Source organism: Pseudomonas sp. WS 5051, assembly GCF_012985715.1.
Classification (GTDB): domain Bacteria; phylum Pseudomonadota; class Gammaproteobacteria; order Pseudomonadales; family Pseudomonadaceae; genus Aquipseudomonas; species Aquipseudomonas bubulae.
The window spans coordinates 80177-100283 of record NZ_JAAQWV010000002.1 but is presented as its reverse complement, the minus strand read 5'-3'; the positions used below and the strand labels follow the sequence as shown (position 1 = coordinate 100283).

Below are 20107 nucleotides of genomic sequence, written 5' to 3'. Positions count from 1 at the left end.
GACGATAACTCCGATGAATTTTTCCCAGTTCTTTATTCAGCGGCCGATTTTCGCCGCTGTGCTTTCCTTGCTTATCCTGATTGCGGGCGGCATTTCGCTGTTCCAGTTACCGATCAGCGAATACCCTGAAGTGGTTCCGCCTACCGTTGTGGTGCGCGCCAACTTCCCCGGTGCCAACCCCAAAGTGATCGGTGACACCGTGGCCGCACCACTGGAGCAGGCCATCACCGGTGTGGAGAACATGTTGTATATGTCTTCGCAGTCCACCGCTGACGGCAAGATCACCCTGACCATCACCTTTGCCCTGGGCACGGACCTGGACAACGCCCAGGTGCAGGTGCAAAACCGGGTGACCCGCACCCAGCCCAAACTGCCGGAAGAAGTGACGCGCATCGGCATCACGGTGGACAAAGCCTCGCCAGACCTGACCATGGTTGTGCACTTGACCTCGCCGGACAAGCGCTACGACATGCTCTACCTGTCCAACTACGCCATCCTCAATATCAAGGATGAGCTGGCGCGCCTCAACGGTATTGGCGATGTGCAGATGTTCGGCATGGGCGATTACTCGCTGCGGGTATGGCTCGATCCAAACAAAACTGCCTCGCGCAACCTGACAGCCACTGATGTAGTGACCGCCATTCGCGAGCAAAACCGCCAGGTGGCTGCCGGTGCCCTGGGCGCTCCACCTGCGCCGAATGCCACCAGCTTCCAGCTGTCGGTCAACACCCAGGGCCGCCTGGTCACTGAGGAGGAGTTCGAGAACATCATCATCCGCTCCGGTGATGATGGCCAGATCACCCGCCTCAAGGACATTGCCCGGGTTGAGCTGGGCTCCAGCCAGTACGCCTTGCGTTCCTTGCTGAACAACCAGCCGGCGGTGGCGATCCCGATCTTCCAGCGTCCGGGTTCCAACGCCATCCAGATCTCCAATGACGTTCGCGCCAAGATGGCCGAGCTGAAAAAGAACTTCCCGGAGGGCATGGATTTCGACATCGTTTACGACCCGACCATCTTTGTTCGTGGTTCGATTGAAGCGGTAGTCCACACCCTGTTTGAAGCCCTGATCCTGGTAGTACTGGTTGTAATCCTGTTCCTGCAAACCTGGCGCGCTTCGATTATCCCGCTGGTCGCTGTGCCCGTATCGCTGATCGGTACGTTTGCAGTGATGCATATGTTTGGCTTCTCGCTCAACGCTTTGTCCCTGTTCGGACTGGTGCTGGCCATCGGTATCGTGGTGGACGATGCGATTGTGGTGGTGGAGAACGTCGAGCGAAATATCGAGCTGGGGCTTAACCCCGTCGATGCAACCAAGCGGGCCATGCGCGAAGTAACCGGACCGATCATTGCCACCGCGCTGGTACTGTGTGCGGTGTTTATCCCGGCCGCATTTATTTCGGGCCTGACCGGCCAGTTTTACAAGCAATTTGCCCTGACCATTGCCATTTCGACGGTGATCTCGGCTTTCAACTCGCTGACTCTGTCCCCTGCACTGGCAGCAGTATTGCTTAAAGGCCATCATGCGCCGAAAGACCGCTTCACTCGTCTGCTGGACCGTATGTTCGGTGGCTGGTTGTTCGGCCCGTTCAACCGCTTCTTCGTCAAGGCCAGTAACGGTTATGTCGGTACCGTGCGGCGGATCATCCGTGGCAGCGGCATCGCCATGCTGGTTTACGCAGGTTTGATGGTGCTGACCTGGGCTGGCTTTGCCCACACGCCCACCGGTTTTGTACCACCGCAAGACAAGCAATACCTGGTGGCCTTCGCCCAACTGCCGGACGCCGCGAGCCTGGACCGCACAGAAGCGGTAATAAAACGCATGTCCGAAATTGCTCTCAAGCAACCTGGCGTTGCCAACTCGGTGGCCTTCCCCGGCCTGTCGATCAACGGTTTTACCAACAGCCCGAACAGCGGCATCGTGTTCACCCCGCTCAAGCCGTTTGATGAACGCAAGGACCCAAGTCAGTCGGCAGCGGCAATTGCCGCCGCGTTGAACGCACAGTTTGCCGACATTCAGGACGCCTATATCGCCATCTTCCCGCCGCCGCCGGTACAGGGGCTGGGCACCATTGGCGGTTTCCGCCTGCAAGTCGAAGACCGCAGTGGTCTGGGCTATGACGAGCTGTACAAAGAAGTGCAGAACGTGATTGCCAAGAGCCATAACGTGCCGGAACTGGCCGGGTTGTTCACCAGCTATCAGGTCAACGTGCCGCAAGTCGATGCCGCTATCGACCGCGAAAAGGCCAAGACCCACGGCGTTGCCATCAGCGACATCTTCGATACCCTGCAGATCTACCTGGGTTCGCTGTATGCCAACGATTTCAACCGCTTCGGTCGGACTTATCAGGTGAATGTGCAGGCCGAGCAGCAGTTCCGTCTCGAACCCGAGCAGATCGGCCAGCTGAAGGTGCGTAACAACAAGGGAGAAATGATCCCGCTGGCGACCTTTATCAAGGTCAGCGACACCGCAGGTCCTGACCGCGTGATGCACTACAACGGCTTTGTCACCGCTGAAATCAACGGCGGCGCAGCACCGGGTTACAGCTCGGGCCAGGCCGAGGCGGCGATGGAAAAACTGCTCAAGGAAGAGCTGCCCAACGGCATGACCTACGAATGGACTGAGCTGACCTATCAGCAAATCCTCTCGGGTAATACCGCGCTGTTTGTGTTCCCGCTCTGCGTACTGCTGGCGTTCCTGGTACTGGCCGCTCAATACGAAAGCTGGAGCTTGCCTCTGGCGGTGATCCTGATCGTGCCCATGACCCTGCTTTCAGCCATTACCGGGGTGATTATCTCGGGGGGTGACAACAACATCTTCACCCAGATCGGCCTGATCGTACTGGTGGGGCTGGCGTGCAAGAACGCGATTCTGATCGTCGAGTTTGCCAAGGACAAACAGGAAGAAGGCCTCGACCCGCTGGCAGCGGTGCTGGAAGCCTGCCGTCTGCGTCTGCGGCCGATTCTGATGACCTCCTTCGCCTTTATCATGGGTGTGGTGCCTCTGGTGCTGTCCAGCGGTGCCGGTGCAGAGATGCGCCATGCGATGGGTGTTGCGGTGTTCTCCGGGATGCTCGGGGTGACCTTCTTCGGCCTGCTGCTGACGCCGGTGTTCTATGTATTGATTCGCCGCTATGTAGAGCGCAGTGAAGCGCGCAAAGCGGCCAAGCACCTCACGTTGGAGTCGCAACAATGAGCGTGAAAGTTTTTCTGCCGAGCCTGTTGGTGCTGGCCCTGAGCGCCTGCGCCGTGGGCCCGGACTACAAGACCCCGGCCACGGCCCCGGCACAGATCAGTGCCGACAACCTCAAGGGCTTTGACCGGGCACATTTTGAAGGGATCTGGTGGCAACAGTTTGACGATCCGACCCTCAACCAGCTGGTGACCCAGTCTCTGGCTGGCAACCGCGAGCTGCGCGTGGCATTTGCCCGCCTGCGGGCGGCCCGGGCGATTCGCGATGATGTCAGCAACGACATCATGCCGACCATCACCAGCCGCGCCAGCAGTGATGTGGGCAAGGGCCAGATCCCGGGCACCACCGAGAAGCGCGTCAACAGCGAGCGCTATGACCTGGGCCTGGACATGGCCTGGGAAATCGACTTGTTTGGCCGTATCCAGCGCGAGCTGGAGGCCAGCGATGCCGATGAACAGGCGGCTGCGGCCGATCTGTATCAACTGCAAGTGACCATGATTGCCGAACTGGTGGATGCCTATGGTGAACTACGGGGTGCACAGCTGCGCGAGCGCATCGCCCTGGACAACCTGAAAAACCAGCAGGACTCCAAGGCCATCACTGAAAGCCTGCGTGACGCCGGAGTTGGCGATCAGCTGGACGTGGTGCGCGCTGACGCCCGCCTTGCCTCGGTTGAAGCCAGCGTGCCGCAATTGCAGGCCGAGCAGGTGCGCGAGCGAAATCGTATCGCCACCTTGCTGGGCCAGCGATCTGAGCAGTTGAGCGTGGATCTGAGCCCCAAACAGCTACCGGCCATTGCCAAGGCGCTGAATATCGGCAATCCCGGCGACCTGCTGCAACGACGCCCGGACATCATGAGTGCCGAGCGCAAGCTGGCAGCGGCGACGGCCCGTATCGGCGTGGCCAAGGCCGACCTGTTCCCGCGGGTCAGCCTTAGCGGTTTCCTCGGTTTTACTGCCGGGCGTGGCTCGCAAATTGGTTCAGCAGCAGCCAATGCCTGGGCACTGGGCCCACGCATTACCTGGCCTGCATTTGACCTGGGCAGCGTGCGGGCACGACTGCGCGGTGCTGATGCAGAGGCCGATGGCGCCTTGGCCAGTTACGAGCAGCAAGTACTGCTGGCGCTGGAAGAGTCGGAAAACGCCTTCAGTGACTACGGCAAACGCCAACAGCGCTTGCTGTCGTTAATACGTCAAAGTGAGTCAAGTCGTACAGCAGCTGACCTCGCAGCCATTCGCTATCGCGAAGGCACGGTGGACTTTCTGGTGCTGCTTGATGCCCAGCGCGAACGTCTTGCGGCCGAAGACAGCCAGGCCCAGGCCGAGGTTGAGCTGTATCGCGGCGTAGTGGCTATTTACAAAGCATTGGGCGGCGGCTGGCAAGCCGAGACTGTCGCCAGCGCGCACTGATTCAACGAGCTCCTTTGGTTGGCCGCAACCAACCATTTTTTGGCCCCGCGTACATTCGGTCGCGGGGCTTTTTTTTGCTTCGCTGAATCCCGGCAAACACACAATCACGAACGCTGTTTTGAGGGAAGGAGTGCTTGCCCTTAATACCGTGCATCCACCGGTTTGCCACCCTTGGGCCAGTCCTTGGCCTTGTCGACAAAATCAGGTCGTGGCTGATGGGAGAAGTACTCAGCCACATCCACTGCCTCCTGATCCGATAATCCACCCTGCCCTAACGGGAATTCCTCGTGGAAGCCGATCGGCATATTGCGTTTCACAAACGCCGCCGCCGTGTAAGTGCGCGCCATGCCCGCGCCGATATTGAACGACTCGTTACCCCACAACGGCGGGTACACAAAGCTGCCATCGGCCTGTTTCAGGCCCTGGCCGTCGTCACCGTGGCACACCGCACATTGCTGCGCATAGATCAGTTTGCCATTTTCCGGATCGGGGACGATTTTCGGATCGACCTTGCCCACCCCCCGGCCCGCGACCTTGTCGCCCGCTACCGTGTTCATTTTCATCCAGTCAAAATACGCCACCATCGCCTGCATATCCGGCGAGGCTACGGGCAAGGGTTGGCCATTCATCGAGCGACGGAAACAACCATTGATCCGCTCCTCCAGTGTCACTTCCTTGCCCGCCCGTGGCGCATAGCCGGGGAAGAACGCTGAGACCCCGACAAAAGGCGAGCCATCGGCCACGGTGCCTGCGTTCAAGTGGCAACTGGTGCAGTTAAGGGCATTGCCGACGTTATCCGGTAACAGCGCCTTGGTTTGCAGATGCAGGCGCATGCCGCGCACCACCTGATCGGCATTGGCGGCACTGAGCAGATTGGCCAGGCGCGGAGTGACAAAGGCGGTCTCGTCGACAGTCTCGGGGTTCAACTGCTTGCGCATCTTCGCGACTTGCCCTGGCTTGATCGCTGGAGCCGCGTTGCCCCAGCTGCTGCGCACAAAGCTGAGGATCTCGGCAATTTCATCATCGCCCAGCCGGGCGAAGTCAGGCATGGTGTACACCCGCGGGTGCGTTGCTGTTTGCGGGGTTTTCCAGCCGGTCAGGGTGATATGCAAGAGTGTCGTCGGGTTGGCCGCGACGATCCCCGGGTTGCCGTTCAACGGCGGGAACATGCCTTTGACCCCGCCGCCATCCGGGCGATGGCAATCAGCGCAGAACTGCGTGTAACCCAACCCGCCACGGCTGCTGTACAGCGTATCCGGTGCCTTGGCGGGTGTGATCGCCACGGCTGGCATCGGTAAATCATCCTTGCCTGCAGGTAGCGATTTCAAATAGCTGGCGATGGCAGTCAAGTCTGCATCGGTAAAGTGCTGGGTACTGTGGTGGATCACATCAGCCATATTGCCCGACACCGTAGCAAAACGGTTTTGTCCGGTCTTGAGCAACTGCACGGTGTCCTCCACCGTCCACAGGTTGCGCAGGCTCAAGGCGCGCCAGTGCTCGACGGTTTCCCCCGCCAGATAGTGCTTGCCGGCACTGCCGTCATCGCTCATGGCCTTTTCCTGAAAGGCGATACCACGCGGCGTATGGCACGAGCCGCAATGCCCCAGGCCCTGCACCAGATAGGCGCCACGGTTCAGTTCGACGCTTTTGTCCGGGTCGGGGACAAACGGCTGATTGTCGACAAACGCCCAGTTCCACAGCGCCAGCCCCCAACGCTGGTTGAACGGGAAGCCCATATCGGCCTCAAGATTGGCCATTTTTACCGGGGCCACGTCGTGCATCAGGTAGGCATACAGGGCGCGCATATCGTCTTCGCTCATCTTCGCGTAAGACGGATACGGCATCGCCGGATAGAGGTTTTTCCCCGCAGGCGTCACACCCTGGCGCATGGCCTTGTCGAACTGTTCAAAGCTGTACTGGCCGATACCTGTCTCGGGATCCGGGGTGATATTGCTCGAGTAAATCGTGCCCATTGGCGTTTTCAGCTCGAGCCCGCCCGCCATCTCGGCCCCGCCCATGGCGGTATGGCAGGCAATGCAGTCACCGAGCCGGGCCACATAGTGGCCGCGTTCAATCAGGTTTTTCTCGGGGTTGGCTGCCGGGGTCGGCTCGCTGGCCTGCACCTCAAGGGTACACAGCAACGTCAGGCCGGCTAATGCCAGACGTGGAAAGGTAGAAAGCATCGCGTTATTCCTTTAAGGCGTCGATCTGGGGTGGTCCCCTCGAAACGGGCCGTGCTGGTTTTGTTATGGACTCCTCACAGGACGCTTGTACCGGCTTTTACCGCCACGACGTTTGACCCGGATCATGCACGCCGCAACCAGGGTGTGTGGCCGGGCGCTCTAAGCTAGTTCCAAAACGGTATTTTCCCCTTTGATTTAAAGCACTTAGATTCGCTGCACCGGACCGCCGGACAGCCCCTTCTTATCTTCTTACAACAAGGTCCAAGCCATGTCCGTGCGCACACTCCTGATTGCTCTTTCCCTCGCAGGCCTCAGCTTCGGCGCGCAGGCAGCTGATTTGACCATCGGCTATATCACCGGCATCGACCCCACCAAACTGGCCCAGGCCGAGGGCAGTTACGACAAAGCCATCGGTGAAAAGATTGACTGGCGCCGCTTTGATTCGGGTCCGGCGGTGGTATCGGCCCTGGCCTCCGGAGACCTGCAGATCGGCAATCTGGGCTCAAGCCCGCTGGCTGCCGCGGCCTCGCGCAATGTGCCGCTGGTGACTTTTATCGTCACCGCGCAGATCAAGGGTTCCGAAGCTCTGGTGGTGCGTGACGGCAGCGGTATCAACGGCCCGCAGGACCTGATCGGCAAGACCATCGCCACGCCCTTTGTCTCGACGTCGCACTACAGCCTGCTAGGCGCGCTGAAACACTGGAACCTGACCCCGCAGCAGGTCAAGGTGGTCAACCTCAGCCCTGCGCAAATCACCGCAGCCTGGAAGCGTGGCGATATCGACGGCGCGTTCACCTGGTCACCTGCCCTGGGGGAAATTCGCAAGACCGGGAAAATCCTCACCGACGCCGGCCAGGTCAGCGAATGGGGCGCACCGACTTTTGAAGTCTGGGTCGCACGCAAGGATTTCGCGGACAAACATCCAGAAATCGTCGCTAAATTCGCCAAAGTCAGCCTCGATGCCATCGCCGACTACAACGCCCACCAGACCGCCTGGACTACCGATTCGCCGCAGGTGCAGACAATCGCCCGGCTGACCGGCGCCAGCCCCGAAGACATCCCCGAGTTGCTGCACGGCGCGCACTTCCCTTCGGCAGCCGAGCAAAAGTCGGCGCAGTTGCTGGGGGGTGGCACGGCCAAAGATATCGCCGGGACGGCCCTGTTCCTCAAGGAGCAGGGCAAGATCGAAACCGTTCTGCCCGACTATTCAGCCTTTGTCAGCGATAAATTTTTGCCGCAATAACAAGCTGTTAGCCACTGGCACAACAAATGCTTCGTTACGCCCTACAACACAGTGCCTTGCACCGCCGGCTCCGCTCTGGCGCTGCAACAACCTGGGTGAACCCCGACGCCAGACGCGTCCCGGATCATAATAAGGAGCGTAAGGATGGCAACGCCTGTTACAGCGTCACCGATAAATATGCCTGCCGTGAAGACCGTGGGCTTTCTGGTGATACCAAACTTCACCACCATCGGTTTTGCCTCGGCCATCGAAACCTTGCGCATGGCCAATATGGCAGCGCGCTGTGAAATGTTTCGCAGCGTTATCATTGCCCCCACCCTCGATCCGGTCATGGCCAGCAACGGCATGCGTATCCTGCCCGACTATGTGATCGGCGATGCACCAAAACTGGACATTTTGCTGGTGGTGGGTTCAAACCCGATCGTCTCCCACCTCAGCAGCCGCCCGGTGCTCAACTGGCTGCGCAAACTGGCCCACGAACAAGTGGCGCTGGGCGGGATCTGCACCGGCAGCTACTGGCTGGCCCGCGCCGGGCTGCTCAAGGGTTATCGCTGCACCATCCACTGGGAAGATATCGAAACCCTCAAGGACCATTTCCCGGGGATCATTATTTCCAATCAGTTATTCGAACTGGATCGCGACCGCTATACCTGCTCGGGTGGCGTGGCGTCGATGGACATGACCTTGCAATTGATTGCCCGCGAACCGGGTGGCCGCGAGATTGCGGCCCACGCTGCCGAGTTGCTGCTGTGTGACCGAGCCCGCGGGCCGCAAGAGCAACAGCGGGTACCGCTGCGCCAGAAGCTGGGTACATCGCAGCCCAAACTGAGTCAGGTGGTGGCAATCATGGAGGCCAATCTGGAAGAGCCGGTCAGCCTGGAAGACCTGGCGCGGTTGAACGAAGTGTCGGTACGTCAGCTAGAACGCCTGTTCCACAAACACCTGCAACGCACACCCAGCCAGTACTACCTGGAGTTACGCCTGGCCAGGGCCCGGAGCCTGTTGCTGCGCAGCGAATCACAAGTGCGGGATATCGCCCTGGCCTGTGGCTTTGTCTCGGCGGCGCATTTTTCCAAGTGCTATAGCCGCCTGTTTGGTGTATCGCCCATTGGTGAGCGCAAGCAGGTGGCGTTGCACTAAAACATCACCCGTAGCAACTGAGGAGCGGAGCGAGGCTGCGTCCGGCTGCTACGGAGGTAGGAGGCGGCAGGTTAATCCTGCAACGCCTTGTACGCGGTCTCGCGGCTGGCCAGCATCGCCACCAGTGCCACTGCCGCGGCGGCCAGCAGGTACCAGGCCGGGGCCATTTTGTTGCCGGTCATCTGAATCAGCCAGGTGGCAATAAACGGCGCAGTCCCGCCAAACACGGCGTTGGCCACGTTAAAGCTGAAGGCAAAACCGCTGAAGCGCACCCGGGTCGGGAAGATCTCGGCCAGAAAGCACGGCAAGGTGCCGTCGTTCATTGCCAGGATGGCACCGAAGGCAATCTGGATCATCAGAATCACCAGCAGTGACGGGTTGCCCAGCATCCCGAACAGCGGAAAGGTCAGCAGCAGGAACATCACCGAGGCACTGACCAGCATGGTCTTGCGGCCATAACGGTCAGACAGCTTGCCCATCAAAAAAATCAGACCGATATAGGTCGCCAGCGACACCGTGGAAGCGATAAAGGAATCACTCTCGCTCATGCCCATTTCCGTCGACAGGTAGGTCGGCATGTAACTGAGCAACAGGTAGAAGGCCACCGCATTCAGACAGGTCACGCCAATGCCGATCAACACTGGTCGACGATGCACCGTGAGCAACTCGCGAACCGGGGCATGGGTCGCACACTCCTTGGCTTCCAGACGCTTTTCCATCTCCAGGAACTTGGGTGAGTCCTGCAAATGCACACGGATATAGCGCCCCACCAGGCCAAAGGGTGCCGCCAGCAGAAACGGCAGGCGCCAGCCCCAGTCGTGCAGGTTTTCAACCGTCATCAAGGCATGCATGCCCGCGACAAATATCGCGCCAAACAACAGGCCGGCCGCCGTGCTCGCCGGTACGATGCTGGTATAAAAACCGCGCTTGCCCTCAGGTGCATACTCGGCCAGAAACGCCGAAGCACCCGCGTATTCCCCTGAGGCCGAAAAGCCCTGCACCAGACGAATCAACAACAGCAACACCGGTGCCCAGAGACCGATCTGGTTATAGGTGGGCAGCATGCCGATGCAAAAAGTCGCCACGGTCATAATCAGGATCGACCAGGACAAGGCGCTGCGCCGCCCGTACTTGTCGCCAAAATGCCCCCAGACCAGACCACCGAACGGGCGCACGATAAACGACAGGGCGAACACCGCGAAAGTGGCCAGCAGCCCGGTGGTGGTATCGGTTTGCGGGAAGAACGTCAGGGCGATCACCGTCGCCAGGTAACCATAGGCAGCGTAGTCAAACCACTCGACAAAGTTGCCCATAAAGCTGGCTGTGGCGGCACGGCGCAATGCCTTGCGCTCACTGAGGCGCTCGACCTGCTGTTCGGGGGTCAGGGGCAAAGCGATAGTTGCGCTGGGGATACTCATTGAGCACCTCCTGAGAAAGAGATGCGTGATGGAAAAATGGCAAGCAACGTCGCGACATGGGACATGACAGATACCCTCATTGTGTTCTTTTTGGCAGGGGTAAACAGGTCAGAAAACGCTGCGCAATCTGTGTGCGCATACGTTGGTATCGAGCTCGGAGTGGGAGCGAGCCTGCTCGCGAAGGTATCACCCCGGATTGACGAGGCGCCGCGGTGATGCCTTCGCGGGCAGGCCCGCTCCCACAATGCCGCGCAATGACTATTTTTTGATGATGTTGTGCTGCGGGCCATACGGGAAGTGGGTGATGTTCTCGCCGCCCTTTTCGTTGACGATCAGGATATCGTGCTCGCGATACCCACCTGCTCCCGGACGACCTTCAGGGATCATGATCATCGGCTCGATCGACACCACCATGCCCGGCTCCAGCACCGTATCGATATCTTCACGCAACTCCAGCCCGGCCTCGCGGCCATAGTAATGACTGAGGGTGCCAAAGGAGTGACCATACCCGAAGGTGCGGTATTGCAGCAGGTCGTGTTCCATGAAAATTTCATTGAGCTGCAGAGCAATGTCCGAACACTTCATGCCGGGCCTGATCAGCTTCAGGCCGGCCTCGTGTACCTTGACGTTGACCTCCCACAGGCGCAGGTGCTCGTCGGAGCAATGGCCCAGAAACAGGGTGCGTTCCAGCGCCGTGTAGTAACCGGCAATCATCGGAAAGCAGTTGAGGCTGAGGATATCGCCCTTGTTCACCTTGCGGCTGGTGACCGGGTTATGGGCGCCGTCGGTGTTGATCCCCGACTGGAACCAGGTCCAGGTATCCATCAACTCCGAATCGGGAAAGGTACGGGCAATTTCACGCACCATCGCCTGGGTGGCATGCAGCGCCACTTCATATTCCGGCACCTGATCGCGCAAGGCCTCGACGATGGCCGCGCCACCAATATCGGCAATCCGTGCGCCGTGGCGAATGATGGCGTGTTCTTCCGCCGACTTGATCATGCGCATACGCATGCACGGCGCGGCGATGTCCACCAGCTCGGCCTGGGGATAGCGGCTGGCGAGCTTGTCGCGATTGAGCAGGTTCATGTGATCGAACTCGATACCGATGCGCCCCGCCTTGGGCAGCGCCTGCTGGATCGCCACAAAGTAGTTGTCGCGCTGCCAGTCGGTATACACGATGTTGTCGGTGCCCATGGTCCGGCGCCACGGCTGCCCGCCGTCAATATTGGCGCTGATGGTCACCGCGCTGTCCTGGGTCACCACCAGCGCGTAGTTGCGGCCAAATGAGCAATACAGGAAATCGCTGTAGTAGTTAAGGTTGTGGTACGAGGTGAATACAGCAGCATCGATATTGTGCTGCGCCATATAGGCCCGCAGTTTTCCCTGGCGGTTGGCGTACTCCTGGGCCGAGAACGTCGGAGTGACCTTTTCGCCGTTCTTTATCTGGATGGTTTTCGGCATTTGCATGGCATATGTCCCTGTCATTGATCGAGCGTCAGGAGCCGCCGGCAGGCGGGTCGTTGAGGAACATTCGAACAGATACAGGCACGGCTTTTTTGCGCGAATCCGACCTGTAGTTGATCAGATCCGCTGTGCAATCTTGCCCTCTATCCTTGATAGCATTTGCGCAGCATGGCCAATGATGGGATATTCGCAAATGTGAAATATTCTCATTAGAACCCCTATGCACACATCCCCCCGGCTACTTCTGGTAGAAGACGACTTCAGGCTGCGCCACGATCTGGAGCGACATCTGCTGCAACGCGGCTTTGCCGTGACATCCTGCATCGACGGCATCCAGGGCCTGGGCGCTTTGCAGTCGCAGTGTTTCGACCTGGTGCTGCTCGATATCATGCTGCCCGGCATGGACGGTCTGGCGCTGCTGGAAGCCCTGCGCCTGCAACAAAACGTCCCGGTGATGCTGATGTCGGCCTTGGGCAACGAGCAAGACCGAATCACCGGGTTTACCCGAGGTGCCGACGACTATCTGCCCAAACCCTTCAGCCTCGCCGAGCTGGACGCCCGCACCGATGCCCTGCTGCGGCGCATGGCCATGTTCCAGCGCCCGCCGGGGCTGCCGCACCACCCGCGGCTGAGCTTTGATGAAGAGGCTCTGGACGTGGTGCACAACGGCCAGAGTGCAGGCCTGACCCACTCCGAATTCCGCCTGCTGAGCATCCTGCACGAACATGATGGCGAGGCCTTGAGCAAGGCGTTTCTCTACCAGCAGGTGCTTCACCGCGTCTACACCCGGCTGGACCGCGGCCTGGATGTGCATGTGTGCAATGTGCGGCGCAAGCTGGCGGCCATTGGCGTGCGGCATGTGCAGATCCAGGCCGTGCGTGGCCAGGGTTATATCCTGGTCAGCATGGATAACCCCTGATGCGCCGCCATCCCTTGCTATGGAAACTGGCCCTGCTGCAAATCGCTTTCTGCCTGCTGCTGACCTGGATCATCTGGATCTGGGGAGTGTCGGCCGAACGTCGCACCTATTTTCTTTCGGCCGCCGACCAGCAGTACCTGGCCGACTACGCACAGCAGGCTGAAGGCATCTGGCACAACCAGGGCCCGGCCGGGTTGGCACGTTTTAGCGAAGAGCTGATGGCGAGGGAGGACACCTGGGTAACGGTACTGGGGCCAAACCTGCAAAGCCTGAGCAATACCCCTCTCACCGCCCACAACTATCGCCAGTTGACCTTTATGCGCCAACTGAACTGGCCCATGAGCCGACGTCTGCAGGACGAGCTGCCCTATGTCAGCATCCCCTTTCCCGGGCAGCCGCAACAAGGCCAGCTGGTGATCCAGCTTCCCGAGCGGTTGCTGCCCGGAGGCCTGACACCCTGGACTCATGTGCTCAGTCACGGCGTGATGCCAACGCTGCTGGCCGCGCTCCTCGGGCTGCTGATCTACCGCCACCTGGTGCTGCCACTCAACCGTTTGCGTGACCGCGCCGACGCCTTGCGTGCCGATGACCTGGACAGTGAAGCACCGCTGCCGCTGATCAAACGCAGGGATGAACTGGGGGAACTGGCCCAGGCCTTCGAACACATGGCCAGCCGCCTGCGCCAGAGCCTCAACCAGCAACGCCTGTTATTGCGCACCCTGTCCCATGAACTGCGTACCCCCCTGGCACGATTGCGCATCGCCCACGACAGCCATTTACCGGCTGAGCACATGCGCCAGCGACTCGATCGCGAGATCGACGATATGCAGCGCCTGCTGGAAGACACCCTCAACCTCGCCTGGATGGACACCGAGCGCCCGCAACTGGCAAGCGAGCCGGTGCTGGTACTGTCCGTATGGGAAGCCCTGTGTGAAGACGCCTGCTTTGAAAGCGGTTGGCCGGTCGAGCGACTGCCCTGTCTGCTGGGCGAAGACTGTTACGTGCAAGTGCATCTCGACAGCCTGGCCCAGGCCCTGGAAAACCTGCTGCGCAATGCAATACGTTATTCACCGCCTGCAGGCAAAGTGACTTTGAGCGGCTGGCGTGAAGGTGATGCCTGGCACCTGTGCCTGAGCGACCAAGGCCCCGGCGTCGATCCGCAGGACCTGCCCAGCCTGTTCGTGCCCTACCAGCGCCTGAAGGGTTCGATAGGCGAAGGCTTCGGCCTGGGCCTGGCCATCGCCCAACGTGCCATTGAACTGCAACAGGGCCGGTTGTGGGCCAGCAATGGCCAGCCGGGGCTGTGCATGCATGTGCTGTTGCCGGTGGCGCGTCCTCCTGACTGAAACAGAAAACCCTGTGGGCTTGCCCGCGATGCCGCCAACTCGGTTCAACAGACAAACAGCGGCGATCCCATCGCGGGCAAGCCCGCTCCCACAGTGAAGTGTTTAGAAAGTTAATGCGCTTTACTCTCAATTAGCAGTCATTATCATTCGTGATCTTCCTGTATCAGGCTGTCCCGGAGATCACCCGATGTTGCAACATGCGCTGCGCCCTATCGCTCCCTTCGTTCTGTCCGGCTGCTGCTTGCTGGCCAGCTCCGTGCATGCCGCTGCCGCGCTGGAGCTGGAAAACACCAACGTGGTTGCCACCGCCCTGGAAGAAACCAAACAGGCACCCGGGGTCTCGGTGATCACCGCAGAGGACATCAAGAAACGCCCACCGTCCAACGATCTGTCGCAGATCATCCGCACCATGCCCGGGGTCAATCTCACGGGCAACTCCACCAGCGGCCAGCGCGGCAACAACCGTCAGATCGACATCCGCGGCATGGGCCCGGAAAACACCCTGATCCTGGTCGACGGCAAACCGGTCAACAGCCGCAATTCGGTGCGCTACGGCTGGCGCGGCGAGCGTGACAGCCGTGGCGATACCAACTGGGTACCTGCCGATCAGGTAGAGAGCATCGAAGTGCTGCGCGGTCCGGCCGCCGCCCTCTACGGCAACGGCGCGGCTGGCGGCGTGGTGAATATCATCACCAAGCAGGCCGGGGCCGAAACCCACGGCGACGTCACGGTCTATTCCAACTTCCCGACCCACAAGGACGAAGGCGCCAGCAAGCGCGTGAGTTTCGGCCTCAACGGCCCGCTCACCGACAACCTGAGCTATCGCGTATACGGCAATATCGCCAAGACCGACCCGGATGACTGGGACATCAACTCAGGCCATGAATCAGAGCGCACCGGCAACCAGTCCGGCACCCTGCCCGCTGGCCGCGAAGGCGTGCGCAACAAGGATGTCAACGGCCTGCTCAGCTGGCGCATGCCCCCGCAGCAGACCCTCGACTTCGAGGCTGGTTACAGCCGTCAGGGCAACCTCTATACCGGCGATACGCAAAACACCAACAGCAACGCCTACGTCAAAAGCCTGCTGGGCCACGAGACCAACCGTACCTACCGCGAAACCTATGCCCTGACCCACCGTGGTGAATGGGACTTTGGTAACAGCATGGCCTACCTGCAATACGAAAAAACCCGCAATACGCGGATCAACGAAGGCCTGGCAGGCGGCACCGAAGGCATTTTCAGCAGTGGTGATTTCTATACTGCGGTATTGCGCGACCTGACCGCCCACGGCGAGGTCAATCTGCCGCTGCACGCAGGTTTCGACCAGACACTGACCCTGGGCAGCGAATGGACCCAGCAAAAGCTCGACGACCCCAGCGCCAACACCCAGTCCACCAGCGAAGGCGGTTTGGTCAGCGGCCTGAGCAGCAGCAATCGCAGCACCACCTCCTCGGCGCAGATTTTCTCGTTGTTTGCCGCCGACAATATCGAGCTGCTACCCGGCACCATGCTCACCCCCGGCCTGCGTCTGGACCACCACAGCGTGGTCGGCAACAACTGGAGCCCGTCGCTTAACCTGTCCCATGCCCTGACCGAAACAGTCACCCTCAAGGCCGGCATCGCCCGCGCCTATAAAGCGCCTAACCTGTACCAGCTCAACCCCGATTACCTGCTCTACAGCCGCGGCCAGGGTTGCTATGGCCAGAGCACCAGTTGCTACCTGCAAGGCAACGCCGACCTGAAAGCCGAAACCAGCGTCAACAAGGAACTGGGCATCGAGTACAAGGAAAACGGCGTCGTCGCGGGCCTGACTTACTTTCGCAACGATTACAAAAACAAGATCGAATCCGGCATGAGCCCCATCGGCAATGCCGTGGGCGGAACAGGCACCTATGCCAATGCCGCGATCTACCAGTGGGAAAACGTACCCAAGGCACTGGTCGAAGGCCTTGAAGGCACCCTTACCCTGCCCCTGGCGCCGCAACTGACCTGGACCAACAACTTCACCTATATGCTGCAATCGAAAAACAAGCAGACCGGTGACGCCCTGTCCGTCACCCCGCGCTACACCCTTAACTCCATGCTGGACTGGCAGGCAACCGATGACCTGTCGCTGCAAGCGAGCGTGGCCTGGTACGGCAAACAGACACCGAAAAAATTCGACTACCACGGCGACCGCGTCACCGGCACCGCCAACAACCAGCTTTCGCCTTATGCCATTGCCGGCATCAGCGGTACCTACGCCATTACCGCCAACCTGAGCCTGACCACGGGTATCGATAACCTGTTCGACAAGCGCCTGTTCCGTGAGGGCAACGCCCAGGGTGTGACCAATATCGCCGGGGCCGGGGCGGCGACTTACAACGAGCCGGGGCGTACGCTCTACACCAGCCTGACCGCGTCGTTTTAAAGCATAACGAGATCGCCTGATGAGAAACCTGACCCTGCCATTGACGCTGCTGCTTGCCCTGGCCCTCCCCGGGCAAGCCGCCCAGGCCCGGCCCGCGCCTGACCAGCTGATGGACACCCGCCTGCTGCAGCGTACAGATATGGACTACCGCTTCAGCCGCTTGCTGATCGACTCCGCCGATGGCCAGCGCCATTATCAGCTATGGATCGGTCGACCCAATGCCGCGCCGCCGAAAAACGGTTTCCCGGTGCTGTGGATGCTTGACGGCAATGCCGCCATCGGCGCACTGGATGCCGACCTGCTGCGGGATCTTGCCCGTGGCAAGGCACCATTACTGGTCGCCATCGGCTACCAGACACCACTGCGCATCGAGCGCACTGCCCGCATTTACGACTACACCCCGAACAGGCCTGGCCTGACCGTGCAAACCGACCCGCTGAGCGGGTTGCCCAGTGGCGGTGCGGATGTCTTCCTGGACCTGTTGCGCGAGCGCATGCGCCCGGCGGTGGCGGCCAAGGCACCGATCAACCTGCAGGAGCAAATCTTATGGGGCCATTCCTATGGCGGCCTGCTGGTGCTGCACGCCCTGCTCACCCGCCCCGGAGAATTTGCCCGTTACGCAGCGGCCAGCCCGTCGCTGTGGTGGGCCGACATCCACCCCGGCGCGGACTTCAAGCAACGCATGAACGGGCACAAGGCCGATTTGCTGTTGATGCGCGGCACGGCCGAACCCGCTAACCCGCGCGGCCCGAGCGACGGCGAGCCAGACAGACTGATCCGCCAGCTGGCGGGTGAACTGAGTGATATCCCGGGACTGGCGGTTGACTATCAGACATTCGACGGCATGAGTCACGGCGAAACCCTGCCGGCTTCGCTGCGGCGGGTATTGCAAAACTTTTAGCCGCTGCCAGCCCAGCCAACTTTTGCGGGAGCGGGCTTGCTCGCGATGGCAGCGCCTCGGGTGGTCTGGCAGACTGCAGCGCCTGTATCGCGAGCAAGCCCGCTCCCACAAGGTATGCGGCGGTGTCCATCTCCCCTGGAAGTTTACGTGTTTGAATTAACCAGCTATCTGGGTCTGTTCCTCGCCGCCTTTGGCGCAGCATCGCTGCTGCCCATGCAGTCGGAAGCCGTGTTGGTCGGCATGCTGCTGTCAGGCAAATATGCAGCCCTGACCCTGCTGGCTGTCGCCACCCTGGGCAATGTGCTGGGCTCGGTACTGAATTGGCTGTTGGGCCGCTCGGTGGAACGCTTTCGGCACAAGCGCTGGTTTCCGGTCAGCGAGCAAAAGCTCGACAGGGCCCAGCAGTTCTATCTGCGTTACGGGCGCTGGTCACTGCTGCTGAGCTGGATGCCGATTATCGGCGATCCGCTGACCATGATCGCCGGGGTCATGCGCGAACCGCTGTGGAGTTTCGTGCTGATCGTCACCCTGGCCAAAGGTACCCGGTACCTGCTACTGACCGCGGCAACCCTGGGCTGGTCCTAGACAACCAGCCTGCGGGGTGTCAAACCGGCTCTGCGGCGATGCGGTTTTCCATGGCCGGAGGGTATTCAGGCAGCCAGGACAGGGGCATCAGCTGATTGTACTTTTGAAAGAACGAGGACTGGATCCGCCCGCGAATCGGCTCAAGCTGCTCAATCAGCTGCGTCAGTGCCTGCTGTTGCAAAGCCAGGTTCACTTCATCCTCGGCCGTATTGCTGTCGGGCAGTGCCAGCGACTGCAACACAATACTGTCACTGAAGTAAGCCGGCACCCGCCGACCATTACGGTGCAGCTGGTTTTCGGCGCGATAGCATTGCACAAGCCCCGCCATGACCATTTCGGCCTTGTTCAGGCCACTGGCCAGGCGCGGTTTCAGATTGCGTTTTTCGTCCAGAACTGACTGATACCTCACCAGTTGCTCATTGCAGGCCAGCACATCGGACTCCAGCTGTTCAAGGAACTCATGCTTGAGTGCCATCAGTTCGTTGCGTACATCTGCAATTTCGTCCTGGTACACACCCAGTGCTTCGTTGCGACGCTTCTGCTGTTTGCCATACCCGGCGTGATTTTGCGCACGCAAGGCGCACAATTCAGCCTCGCGCTCCCGTGCGCGGTATTCCAGACGTTGCAGGCGTACGGCGTAATTGTTCAGCAGGTCCTGTGCCGCCCGCTCGAACGCCTGATCAAATTCGCCGCAACGTTTTACCGTGCCAACAATATCCAGTGCTGTCAGGCGGGTTTGCACCAGGGCGATGCGCGCCTCGGCCCAGGCCAGCACCTTGTGCCGTTCTGACTCAAGGGTCGTGCGGATCTGTTCTTCAATGGCCGTCAGCCGGGTGGCTTCCACAGGGGGATGCCTTGCTCGCCATGGCGCCGGGCTTGCTCGACGATATTCAGCTCACGCTTGAGGCTTTCAAATTCAAGCGGTACCAGAAAAGGGTTATCCACGTGAGCACGGCTGCGCTCAGCCTGCCCCAAAATATTCAACAGCTTTTTGAATAACTGCATGGCGTTCGCTCCGCTAAACCCTTGATCTCAACAGCCGGCACTTCAGATTAATATCATCATGCCAATGCCTTTGCATAACAACAATAGATTAGTAGCACTTTGACATCTTCACAGCCAAAACCGTGGAAAAACAGCGTTATGGCGAATGATTCCTGATGCCAAATCTATAAGCTGACAGGCCTGTCAAGTTTATAAAAATTTATCCTGGCCACCCTGCAACGAAATACTCTTTCAAGTAAATGCCTGCAAAATCCTGAAAAGACGGCGCTTTTAACCACAAAAATCAGTTTAGTTTCGATATTAAAAAAAACAAAAAAATACACAAAATCTGAAATCAAAATGAAACAGCACCCCTCTACCTTTGCAACCTGTCACTTGAGACAGGTTCTGGGCATTTCTTCTGCGTCCTGGCAAACCGCAAGTGAAAACCTGAACGGATGTTCAGCTTTTTGATCCCCTCTGTGGATTGGAGTACACGCAATGCGAAGCTGGGAAGAACCCAAGAAAAAGCGTCTGCATATCGAAATCATCCCGATGATCGACGTGATGATGTTCCTGCTGGTGTTTTTTGTATTGATCAGTCTCAACGTGATACCCGCACTCGGCATCAAGACCCAGTTGCCAGGTGCCGCTCATGCGCAGCAGCTCAAGCCGCAAAACAAGGCGGTCATCACCCTGGGCCTGGACGAGCGCCTGCAACTGGATGGCAAGGATCTGAACCAGAGCGATCTGGTGGCTCAACTCAAGGCCATGGAAAACCCTGACGAAAAGATGGTGATCATCCTCAACAGCGATGCAGGTGTTGAGGTGGCGCGTCTGGTCAGCGTGATGGATGTGCTCAAGGGCAGCGGCTTCTCGTCTGTCTCCATTGCGACGCGGAAGCTGTAGGCC

At 59.6% G+C, this 20107-nt stretch carries 15 protein-coding genes; 10 read left to right on the top strand and 5 right to left on the bottom strand.

The annotated features are described in order from the left end of the window. The first annotated feature begins 13 nt into the window (after positions 1 to 13). Both HBN79_RS02895 and HBN79_RS02890 read left to right on the top strand, forming a co-directional pair. Positions 14 to 3193 carry an efflux RND transporter permease subunit gene (locus tag HBN79_RS02895; RefSeq protein ID WP_095000341.1) on the top strand — a complete coding sequence of 1060 codons (3180 nt, stop codon included), beginning with the start codon at positions 14 to 16 and terminating at the stop codon, positions 3191 to 3193. Then, positions 3190 to 4599 carry a TolC family protein gene (locus tag HBN79_RS02890; RefSeq protein WP_169916227.1) on the top strand — a complete coding sequence of 470 codons (1410 nt, stop codon included), beginning with the start codon at positions 3190 to 3192 and terminating at the stop codon, positions 4597 to 4599. The genes HBN79_RS02895 and HBN79_RS02890 overlap by 4 nt, the downstream gene beginning before the upstream one ends. Positions 4600 to 4739: 140 nt before the next feature. Here the strand turns inward: HBN79_RS02890 and HBN79_RS02885 are convergent, their stop codons facing one another. Further along, on the bottom strand, positions 4740 to 6782 hold the full coding sequence (locus HBN79_RS02885) for a c-type cytochrome (protein ID WP_169916225.1): 2043 nt from the start codon (positions 6780 to 6782) through the stop codon (positions 4740 to 4742). A gap of 268 nt (positions 6783 to 7050) precedes the next feature. On the opposite strand from HBN79_RS02885, the gene tauA reads away from it, so the two are divergent. Both tauA and HBN79_RS02875 read left to right on the top strand, forming a co-directional pair. Further along, a complete protein-coding gene (gene tauA, locus HBN79_RS02880; RefSeq protein ID WP_095023849.1) occupies positions 7051 to 8025 on the top strand; it encodes a taurine ABC transporter substrate-binding protein in 975 nt (324 codons plus the stop codon). A 144-nt stretch (positions 8026 to 8169) separates the two neighbouring features. Beyond that, positions 8170 to 9165, top strand: a complete 996-nt coding sequence (locus tag HBN79_RS02875; RefSeq protein ID WP_095000345.1) for a GlxA family transcriptional regulator — start codon at positions 8170 to 8172, stop codon at positions 9163 to 9165. A 71-nt stretch (positions 9166 to 9236) separates the two neighbouring features. Here HBN79_RS02875 and HBN79_RS02870 read toward each other — a convergent pair whose 3' ends face one another. Next, positions 9237 to 10583 carry an MFS transporter gene (locus HBN79_RS02870; RefSeq protein ID WP_095026463.1) on the bottom strand — a complete coding sequence of 449 codons (1347 nt, stop codon included), beginning with the start codon at positions 10581 to 10583 and terminating at the stop codon, positions 9237 to 9239. Between the two features lie 258 nt (positions 10584 to 10841). Then, positions 10842 to 12053: a M24 family metallopeptidase gene (locus HBN79_RS02865; RefSeq protein WP_169916224.1), complete on the bottom strand. Its 1212-nt coding sequence runs from the start codon at positions 12051 to 12053 to the stop codon at positions 10842 to 10844. Positions 12054 to 12270: 217 nt separating this feature from the next. On the opposite strand from HBN79_RS02865, the gene HBN79_RS02860 reads away from it, so the two are divergent. The 5 genes from HBN79_RS02860 to HBN79_RS02840 all read left to right on the top strand — a co-directional run bounded on the left by HBN79_RS02860 (position 12271) and on the right by HBN79_RS02840 (position 18211). Beyond that, entirely contained in the window at positions 12271 to 12969 is a 699-nt protein-coding gene (locus HBN79_RS02860; protein WP_169916222.1) for a response regulator transcription factor, read from the top strand. Next, the gene (locus HBN79_RS02855; protein ID WP_169916221.1) at positions 12969 to 14315 is read left to right on the top strand and encodes a sensor histidine kinase; all 1347 of its coding nucleotides are present in this window, start codon (positions 12969 to 12971) and stop codon (positions 14313 to 14315) included. The genes HBN79_RS02860 and HBN79_RS02855 overlap by 1 nt, the downstream gene beginning before the upstream one ends. Before the next feature lie 187 nt (positions 14316 to 14502). Next, positions 14503 to 16725 carry a TonB-dependent siderophore receptor gene (locus tag HBN79_RS02850; protein ID WP_169916220.1) on the top strand — a complete coding sequence of 741 codons (2223 nt, stop codon included), beginning with the start codon at positions 14503 to 14505 and terminating at the stop codon, positions 16723 to 16725. 19 nt (positions 16726 to 16744) lie between these two features. After that, the gene (locus HBN79_RS02845) at positions 16745 to 17626 is read left to right on the top strand and encodes an alpha/beta hydrolase-fold protein (RefSeq protein ID WP_095026468.1); all 882 of its coding nucleotides are present in this window, start codon (positions 16745 to 16747) and stop codon (positions 17624 to 17626) included. A gap of 147 nt (positions 17627 to 17773) precedes the next feature. Further along, on the top strand, positions 17774 to 18211 hold the full coding sequence (locus HBN79_RS02840; protein WP_095031618.1) for a YqaA family protein: 438 nt from the start codon (positions 17774 to 17776) through the stop codon (positions 18209 to 18211). A gap of 19 nt (positions 18212 to 18230) precedes the next feature. Here the strand turns inward: HBN79_RS02840 and HBN79_RS02835 are convergent, their stop codons facing one another. Both HBN79_RS02835 and HBN79_RS23905 read right to left on the bottom strand, forming a co-directional pair. After that, on the bottom strand, positions 18231 to 19055 hold the full coding sequence (locus tag HBN79_RS02835; protein ID WP_262372211.1) for a hypothetical protein: 825 nt from the start codon (positions 19053 to 19055) through the stop codon (positions 18231 to 18233). Beyond that, a complete protein-coding gene (locus HBN79_RS23905) occupies positions 19037 to 19216 on the bottom strand; it encodes a hypothetical protein (protein ID WP_262372210.1) in 180 nt (59 codons plus the stop codon). Before HBN79_RS23905 ends, HBN79_RS02835 begins: the two co-directional genes overlap by 19 nt. A 480-nt stretch (positions 19217 to 19696) precedes the next feature. Here HBN79_RS23905 and HBN79_RS02830 point away from each other — a divergent pair, with 480 nt between their 5' ends. Further along, complete coding sequence (locus HBN79_RS02830) at positions 19697 to 20104, top strand: biopolymer transporter ExbD (RefSeq protein WP_095000354.1); 408 nt, start codon at positions 19697 to 19699, stop codon at positions 20102 to 20104. Positions 20105 to 20107 lie beyond the last annotated feature (3 nt).